The organism is Burkholderia sp. LMG 13014 (genome assembly GCF_905232215.1).
Taxonomy (GTDB): domain Bacteria; phylum Pseudomonadota; class Gammaproteobacteria; order Burkholderiales; family Burkholderiaceae; genus Burkholderia.
The window spans coordinates 1-2612 of the sequence record NZ_CAJNKE010000729.1; the positions used below are offsets into that span (position 1 = coordinate 1).

Below are 2612 nucleotides of genomic sequence, written 5' to 3' on the forward strand. Positions count from 1 at the left end.
AAGTTCGTCAGGTCCCTCCACAAACCGGCGGTTTCCATGCCACAATCGCCGCAGACAGTCGCCGGGGCTGCCTGCCCGAATCGCGCGCCGTGCCAGGCGTGCCCGACGACACGCCGGAATCCGGCTGCCGCCCCCGCGATCCACGTCACACGATTCGCCTGCCGCGGCGCACCGGCGCGAATCCACTCATGACAATCCACGGCGCGCCGCTTCCAGGCCAGGCGCTCGACGCCACGCCCGGACGCACGACGCCGCAGAGGAAACCAACCGGTGACGGACATCAATGAAGCCGCCTCGGGCGGCACTCGCAAGCAACGGCCGGCCGTCGGCATCTCGCTGTTTGCGCGCGACGGCCAGGCGATCTGGGAAAACGGCATACACCAGAACATCGCGTTCCTCGCGATGATGCTCAAGCGCTCGGATCGCGTCGGCCCCGTCTACTTCCTGAACGGCGGCGACGCCAACGCACTGCCGGCCGGCCTCGAACTCGACGGCCTCGACATCCCGCTCGTCAAGCCCACCGACGTCACGCACGAACTCGACGTCGTGATCGAAATGGGCGCACAGCTGCCGGTCGAATGGCTCAGGCACATGAAGGCGCTCGGCAAGAAAATCGCCGCGTTCTTCTGCGGGCACGTGTACGCCGGCCTGTGCGAAACCCCGATCTTCGGCAAACCGTCGGGACACGTCTTCAACGGCGCGCCGTTCGACGAAGTGTGGCTGCTGCCGCAATACGACAAGACTGCCGCGCCGATGCTGCAGACCATCCTGCGTGCGCCGGTCCACCTGATGCCGCACATCTGGTCGCCGTACTTCCTCGAGCGCCGCATCGCCGCGCTCGCCGCGGAAGGCGCAACGTTCGGCTATCGGCCCGGCCGCCGCCCGTGGCAACTGGCCATGCTCGAGCCGAACATCTCGGTCGCGAAGTCCTGTCACTACCCGATGCTTGCGTGCGACGAGTTCTATCGCGCGCGTCCTGACGCGGTCCAGCACATGTTCGTCGTGAACTCGCTGCACATGAAGGAGCATCCGACCTTCGTGCACTTCGCGAACAGCCTCGATCTCGTGCGCCAGCACAAGGCGACCTTCGAGCCGCGCCTCGACCTGCCGGGCTTCATGGCGCGCCACGCGGATGCGGTCGTGTCGCACCACTGGGAAAACGGGCAGAACTATCTGTATTACGACGTGCTGTACGGCGGCTATCCGCTGATCCACAACTCGACGCTGATCGGCGACGCCGGCTATTACTACCCGGACTTCGATTCCGCCGCGGGCGGCCGTGCGCTGCTCGAAGCGTGGCTGCATCACGACGAACGCCTCGACGACTACCGTGCGAAGGCCGGCCGGCTGCTGCAGTCGGTCTCGATCGACAACCCCGCGAACCTCGACGCGTTCGTCTCGCGTCTGGTCGCCTGAACCGGAGAATACGCATGTCGGACTCCAATGCCCGTCAAGCGCCCGGCGAGGGCAAGCGTCTCGTCGTCGGCGTGTCGCTGTTCGTGCGCGGCGCCGGCCAGTCGCTGTGGGAAAACGGCATCTTCCAGAACTGCCTGCTGCTGATCCTGCTGCTGCGCCAGTCGCCGCTCGTCGCGGAAGCGGTGATGGTGAACGGCGGCGAGCAGATCGCCGATCCACAGATGATGCTCGGCGAATGGGACGTGCCGCTGCTGTCGATGGACGAAGCGATGCAGCGCTGCGACGTGCTGATCGAAATGAGTGCGCAGTTCGGCGCGGACTACCTGCGCGCGTTCCGCGAGCGCGGCGGCAAGGTCGTCACGATGCGGGTCGGCAACGACTACGTGATCGACATCGAACGCGCGATGTTCGACAAGCCGTCGGGCTTCCTGTTCTCGGGCGCGCCATACGATGCGGTGTGGACGATTCCCGAATTCGAGCGCTCGTGCCTGCACTATTACCAGACGGGTCTGCGCGCGCCCGTCACGATCGTCCCGCACATCTGGCACCCGCTGCTGTTCGACAAGGCCCGCGCGACGCTCGGCGCAGGCTGGTCGTTCGGCTATCAGCCGGGCAAGCCGCGCTGGCGCGTGGCGATGTTCGAGCCGAACATCTGCATGGTGAAGACGAGTGTCATCCCGATGCTGGTGACGGAGGAAGCGTATCGCGCGAAGCCTGATTTCCTCGAGTTCGTGCGCGTGTGCAACACGCTGCACCTGAAGGAACATGCGACGTTCGTCCACTTCGCGAAGAGCCTCGACATCGTGAACCACGGGATCACGACGTTCGAAAGCCGCTACGCGGTGTACGAGTTCATGGCGGCCTACGGCGATGCGGTGGTGTCGCACACGTGGGAAAACGCGCAGAACTACGTGTACTACGAGCTGCTGTACGGCGACTACCCGCTGATCCACAACTCGCCGTTCCTCGGCAAGGCCGGGTATTTCTATCCGGACTTCGACTGCCAGGCCGGCGGCCGCGCGCTGCTGCAGGCATTCGCCGAACACGACGCGAACCTCGAAGCGTACCGCGAGCAATCGAAGCACGTGCTCAGCTCGGTCAGCATTTACAACCCCGAGAACGTCGCCGCTTATACGGACGCGATCGCCACCCTCTATCGCGACGCATGACGCGGCCGCCCTTTGCGGACGCCGACA

The 2612-nt window shown here is 65.3% G+C and carries 3 protein-coding genes; all 3 read left to right on the forward strand.

Features of this window, described 5'->3' with window-relative positions; genetic code table 11:
• A partial coding sequence (locus JYJ84_RS33710; protein WP_205190064.1) for a hypothetical protein occupies window positions 1–287 on the forward strand: 287 nt, incomplete at its 5' end.
• The gene (locus tag JYJ84_RS33715; RefSeq protein ID WP_122947975.1) at window positions 271–1416 is read left to right on the forward strand and encodes a DUF2827 domain-containing protein; all 1146 of its coding nucleotides are present in this window, start codon (window positions 271–273) and stop codon (window positions 1414–1416) included. The genes JYJ84_RS33710 and JYJ84_RS33715, both read left to right, overlap by 17 nt.
• Before the next feature lie 14 nt (window positions 1417–1430).
• Window positions 1431–2585, forward strand: a complete 1155-nt coding sequence (locus JYJ84_RS33720) for a DUF2827 domain-containing protein (protein WP_175223005.1) — start codon at window positions 1431–1433, stop codon at window positions 2583–2585.
• Window positions 2586–2612: the final 27 nt, after the last annotated feature.

Coding starts and splice junctions, on each gene's coding strand:
- JYJ84_RS33720 (WP_175223005.1), top strand. CDS start 1,431: ATGTCGGACTCCAATGCCCGTCAAGCGCCCGGCGAGGGCAAGCGTCTC.